The 4,175-nt window shown below is 74.5% G+C and carries 5 protein-coding genes; 1 reads left to right on the forward strand and 4 read right to left on the reverse strand.

What is annotated here, in order from left to right; all coding sequences use genetic code 11:
- On the reverse strand, nt 1-510 hold a 510-nt coding region (locus RYN42_RS19910), incomplete at its 3' end, for a ribonuclease H (RefSeq protein ID WP_315099287.1).
- 103 nt (nt 511-613) lie between these two features.
- Here RYN42_RS19910 and RYN42_RS19915 point away from each other — a divergent pair.
- Complete coding sequence (locus RYN42_RS19915; protein ID WP_315099290.1) at nt 614-1,138, forward strand: hypothetical protein; 525 nt, start codon at nt 614-616, stop codon at nt 1,136-1,138.
- A 6-nt stretch (nt 1,139-1,144) separates the two neighbouring features.
- Here RYN42_RS19915 and RYN42_RS19920 read toward each other — a convergent pair whose 3' ends face one another.
- The 3 genes from RYN42_RS19920 to RYN42_RS19930 all read right to left on the reverse strand — a co-directional run.
- Complete coding sequence (locus tag RYN42_RS19920) at nt 1,145-1,702, reverse strand: DoxX family membrane protein (protein ID WP_315099293.1); 558 nt, start codon at nt 1,700-1,702, stop codon at nt 1,145-1,147.
- Between the two features lie 117 nt (nt 1,703-1,819).
- Nucleotides 1,820-2,767 carry a 5'-3' exonuclease gene (locus RYN42_RS19925; protein WP_315099296.1) on the reverse strand — a complete coding sequence of 316 codons (948 nt, stop codon included), beginning with the start codon at nt 2,765-2,767 and terminating at the stop codon, nt 1,820-1,822.
- Nucleotides 2,768-2,980: 213 nt separating this feature from the next.
- On the reverse strand, nt 2,981-4,175 hold a 1,195-nt coding region (locus RYN42_RS19930), incomplete at its 5' end, for a hypothetical protein (protein WP_315099299.1).

Here is a 4,175-nt window from a genome sequence, read left to right on the forward strand (position 1 = left end):
CTCCGCGACCGGGGCCGGCTGCCGCGCGTGCGGTGCGGGCGGAGCAAGCGGGACCGTCACGAGCGTCGGCGCCGAGCCGCCCCCGCGCACGCCGCGGGCCGCGATGCCCGCGAGCTCGTCGGCACGCTCGTTGAACTGGTCGCCGCGGTGCCCGCGCACCCAGACGAACGTGACCGGTCCGGGGCGCTCGGCGATGGCCCGGTCGATGGACTGGATGAGCGCCAGGTTCTGCACCGGGCCGCCGCTCGCCGTGCGCCAGCCCTTGCGCCGCCAGCCGTCCACCCACACCGACGCGCACTTGATGGCGTACTGCGAGTCGGCCTGGATCACCAGGGGCTCGTCGCCGGGGTGCGACCGGACGGCCTCGAGGACGGCCATGAGCTCCGCGATCTGGTTGGTGCCGGCCGCGTGGCCGCCGCTGGCGCTGGTGCCGTCGTGGTTGGCCCAGGCCCACCCGATCGCCCCGCCGGGGTTGCGCAGGCAGGAGCCGTCCGTGCTGACCGTGATCACGGAAGGAGATTCTGCCCTGCGCGGGGCAGGGTCCCTGCACCCGAACGAGGTCATTCGGGGCATCGGTGCTCATGTCCGGCGCCGATCCGGCCGATGGGGGGGCATGACCACCGTCGACGACGCGGACTTCTTCACCGACGCATTCACCGGGTTCGCGGCCGACGAGGCCCCGCGGGGGCGGTCGAGCGTGCGTGCCGGCCTGGCGCTGGTCGCCGCAGCCGCGCTCGTCGCGGCCGGACTGGTGGGTGTGCGGCTCGCGCAGCAGGCCGCCGCCGTGACCCCGGCGGACCCGACCAGCCTGCTCACGGTGCTCGGCACGCCGCAGCGGCCGGTGGACGTCGTCGCCGACGCCGACCTGGTCGGCAGCCGGATCGACCCGAGCAGCACCCGCCTGCTCGCGCAGACGCCGGACACCCGGTACTACGCGGGCGTCTCGCGGACGCACCTGCTCTGCGTCCTCACGCTGACCACCGGGGAGCTGCCGTCCACGGGGTGCACGTCGACCGACGCCCGCGTCCTGCAGTTCGGCGTCGGCGACGAGCTCCTGCTGGTGGGTGCGGGAGGACCCGCCCCGGCGGCCTCGGACGGCTGGCGCGAGGCAGGCCCTGAGGTGTACCTGCGGGACTGAGGCCGCTCACTCCCGCGGGAGGCGCAGGCGGGCTCCGAGCGCCGCGGCAGCGACGACCGCGCCGGCGCAGGCGAGCACGACGTCCTTGAGCACGTACTGACCCGTCAGCGTCGGCCCACCGGCCGGGAACAGCTCGCCGTAGAAGAGCACGATCGGCGACATGATGCCGACCAGGGCGCCGGCCAGGATCACCAGGCCGGTGCGCAGGAACAGCCCGGTGACCAGCGTGAGCCCGATGACGGTCTCCAGGGTCGCGGTCAGCAGCAGCGCCGCCGTGGGACCGACGAGGCCGAACGTGAGCGTGCCGATCGTCCGCTCGGCCAGCTCCGCCGCCGGGCTCATGCCGGGGAAGAACTTCAGGACGCCGAAGCCGAGGAACACCAGCCCGAGGCTGATCCGCAGGGCGGCGATCGAGTAGCGGGTGAGAAACCCGGCCAGTCCCGACTCGACCCGCGCGACCACGACGGCCGGGCGGGCGAGGGTGTTGCTCGGGACGGGGGCCGACGTCCCGGCGGCGGTGTGCCGCTTCGGGGCCGAGGACGTCAGGGGGCGGGCGGAGGACATAGGGACTGCCTTTCCGGTCGGTACCCCGGGTCGGGGCGCGGGGGTGGCTACCGGTCGGTAACGCACGTCCCACCAAGAGGACAGGTGTCGATGTCTGATACGCCCGATTTCGGGGGTTCACCCGCTGAGCGCGTGGACGACCCTCTTCACGCTCGACGAGAGCCCCCACCGCTCGGCCAGCGCGACCAGCGCCTCGGCGTCCGCGACGACCTGCGGCAGCCGGTCGTCCACGTCCCCGACCGGGGCGTCCGGCGCCACCCGCACCACGGCCGGCGCGACCGCCAGGTAGTCCGCCGCCTCGATGAGACGCCTGCGCTGGGTGGCGGTCAGTCCGGGGTCGCCGGCGTCGCGAGCCGCGAGGATGCCCTGCAGCGACCCGTACCGGTGCACCAGCTGCGCGGCGGTCTTCTCCCCGATGCCCGGCACGCCGGGCAGCCCGTCGCTCGGGTCCCCGCGCAGCACGGCCATGTCGGCGTACCCAGCCCCGGTCGCGACCGCGTACTTGTCCTTGAGCACCGCCTGGTCGATGGCCATCAGGTCCTTGATGCCGCGGATCGTGTAGAGCACTCGCACCGGGACGGCGTCGTCGACCAGCTGGAACAGGTCCCGGTCTCCCGTGATCACGTCGACCGGGGCGGGGTCGTCCTTGGCCACCTCGCGCGCGACCAGGGTGCCGATGACGTCGTCGGCCTCGTAGCCGGGTACCCCGACCCGCGCGATGCCGAGCGCCGCCAGGACCTCCACGATGATCGGCACCTGGGGCGCCAGGGTGTCCGGCACCTCCTCGACCCCCGTGCTGCCGGGCACCTCGACCGCCACGCGGTGCGCCTTGTACGACGGGATCGCGTCGACGCGGAACTGCGGGCGCCAGTCGTCGTCCCAGCACATGACCAGCCGGGTGGGCCGGTGGTCGGTGACGAGCCGGGCGATCATGTCGAGCAGCCCACGGACCGCGTTGACGGGCGTCCCGTCCGGCGCCTTCACGGAGTCGGGCACCCCGAAGTACGCGCGGAAGTACAGCGACGCGGTGTCCAGCAGCAGCAGCTTCTCGGTGCATTCGGCCATGCCCGCGAGTCTGTCAGCAACCCCCGACCGCGCGGCGCCCCCGCGGGAGCCGGACGAGAACAGCTCTGGACGCGTGATCGCGGCTCAGAACGCGTCCCACGTTGTTCTCGGCCGCGGTCGACGTCAGTTCTCGCTCGGGCGTGACGAAGGCCGGTCGGCGTCCCCTCCGACGCCGGCCGGCCTCCGTGCTCTCTCCGCGGGCCCTCGGGGGAGTCAGCCCACCGCGGAGAAGTCCAGCTGGTCGTCGACCACCGCGATGACGCTCCAGGTCACACCCTCCGCGTCGGCCAGCTCGTACGTCGGCACCAGGACGGACGCACCGGTCGGCAGGGTGGTCAGCGCGACGCCTAGGCGGGCCGAGACGAGGGTGACGTCCTGCACGGGCCACGCGAGCGGGCTGCCCGCCGACGGCGTCGGGGGGACGGTGGGCTCGGGCGCGACCATCGTGTCGTCCGCACGGGCGCTCTCGGCGGCGAGCGGCATCACGCCGCCACCGCCGGAGGCGCCGAACCGCGGGTCGCCCAGCCGCTCGACGGCCTCGGCGGGGCTGACGACGTCGTACGTGCCCAGCTCGACCAGCGTGGCGAGCGGGACGTACAGCGACTGCACGCCTTCGGCGACGAGCGTGACGTTGGCGGTCACGCCGGTCTGCTGACCGTCGAGCACCTGGCTCGCCGTGACGTTGGTGACCTGGGGGCTGCCCGGGTCGGTCGACGCGACGAGCTGGTAGCCCGCCGGGTCGACGCCGACCGCGGTGAGCGCGTCCTTCGCCTGCCCGACCGCCGTGTCGCCGGTCGGGGCCGGCGCCGTGGCGGTGCACTGTCCCGTGCCGTCGATCGCCGGCTCGGGAAGGGCGACCCCACCCTCGGCGTCGGTCGCCGGCTCCTGGGGGGAGTCGGGCGCCGACCGGACGCAGTTCCACGGGTCCCGCGTCGGGTCGTAGTACGACAGGCTCGCGAGGCCGTCCGCGGACAGCGACACCGACGCTCCCGAGCCGTCGTTCGGTCCCACCGACCAGGTGCCGTACTCGAGCCGCGGCTGGCCGGAGACCCCGAGCGCGGCGGCCGCGGCGGCCACGCGGGACTCCGAGTAGGTGCCCGCGGCGTCGAAACCCCACGCGTCGCCCGAGCCGCCCTCGCTGGACAGACCGCTCGCCGTGAACACGGTCCGACCGCCCCACCAGGGGTACATCATCTTCGCGGAGTCGGCGGTGCTGCCGCCGGCCATCGACGCGGCCTCCGGCGCGGCGTCGTCCCGCGCGGCTCCGCCGTCGAGCGTGATCGCCGGCGCCGCTGTCAGGGTCTCGGGTGCGGACCCCAGGCCGTACGCGTAGCCGCCGCCACCGATCACCGCGACACCGGCCACGGCCGCAGCGACCTGCAGCCAGCGCGGTGCGCGACGGGTGCGG

The sequence above is a fragment of the uncultured Cellulomonas sp. genome (assembly GCF_963527515.1).
Taxonomy (GTDB): Bacteria; Actinomycetota; Actinomycetes; order Actinomycetales; family Cellulomonadaceae; genus Cellulomonas.